The following is an 854-nucleotide window of genomic DNA, read 5'->3' on the forward strand; positions in this document are numbered from 1 at the left end:
TATCATGCCCATTGCTCCACGYAAAGCTCTTCTCCGTTGATAGACTTAGAATTTGCCCTCTATACTCTATAAAGTGTGTCCAACTAAATGTAGCCTATCCATTTCTACATTATGAAGAGTTCAATTATTTCTGTTTCAGTTGATTTAGCAACACTTCAGCCCCTTTAGGAGAAAGGGTGATGTGATTAAATAATGTGAAGTTATCTGGCGTAATTTCTCCTGTTACTATGCAAGCAGCTTGTGGCGCATACTTTCGTAAAATAATTTCCTCGCCATCAATGAAAATTTCAACAGGGTCTTTTTCGTTGATTTCAAGCGTTCTGCGTAGCTCCATTGGGATAACGATACGCCCTAATTCATCGACTTTGCGTACGATGCCAGTTGATTTCATGGTCGTGTCCTCCTAAAACTTACTTCTTTTTCTCATTCGATTTCAAAAGCTCTTCTAAACGATTTTCATAAGATGCACGAATACGATCGTTTTCAGCCTGAAGCTCTGTGATACGAGCATTGTATGTATCAAGCTGAGCCTGTAATTTCTCCTGGTATTCACGTTCAGCCTTTACGATAGCACGCTCTAATGCAAGCTCATGGCGTTCTTGTAGAAGGGCAGTTGCTTGTTCAGCCTTCGCTTTTTCCTCTGCTAATGCTTTTTCAAGTTCAGTGGCTTTCGCTTCATTCGCTTTTGCTTCATTTGTAGCAGTCGTTAATGCCTGTTCAAGTTGTTGCTTTTCAGTAGCAGCAGCTGTGAGTAGTGCCTCTTTTTCTTCGGCAAATGCCACCTTCAGTTGTTCATTTTCCTCTGCATAGCCTTGATACTTCGTTACCAGTCCTGTTAATGAATCATTTTTCTC

2 protein-coding genes are annotated in these 854 nt (G+C 40.8%); both read right to left on the reverse strand.

What is annotated here, in order from left to right; translation table 11 throughout:
* Positions 1–124: 124 nt before the first annotated feature.
* Entirely contained in the window at positions 125–391 is a 267-nt protein-coding gene (locus QI30_RS19970; protein WP_126992088.1) for an AbrB/MazE/SpoVT family DNA-binding domain-containing protein, read from the reverse strand.
* Positions 392–410: 19 nt separating this feature from the next.
* Positions 411–854: hypothetical protein (locus QI30_RS20760; RefSeq protein WP_199754754.1), on the reverse strand; the 444-nt coding region annotated here is incomplete at its 5' end.

It is taken from the genome of Candidatus Kurthia intestinigallinarum (genome assembly GCF_003991225.1).
In the GTDB taxonomy this organism is placed as follows: domain Bacteria; phylum Bacillota; class Bacilli; order Bacillales_A; family Planococcaceae; genus Kurthia; species Kurthia populi.

Coding starts and splice junctions, on each gene's coding strand:
- QI30_RS19970 (WP_126992088.1), bottom strand. CDS start 391: ATGAAATCAACTGGCATCGTACGCAAAGTCGATGAATTAGGGCGTATC.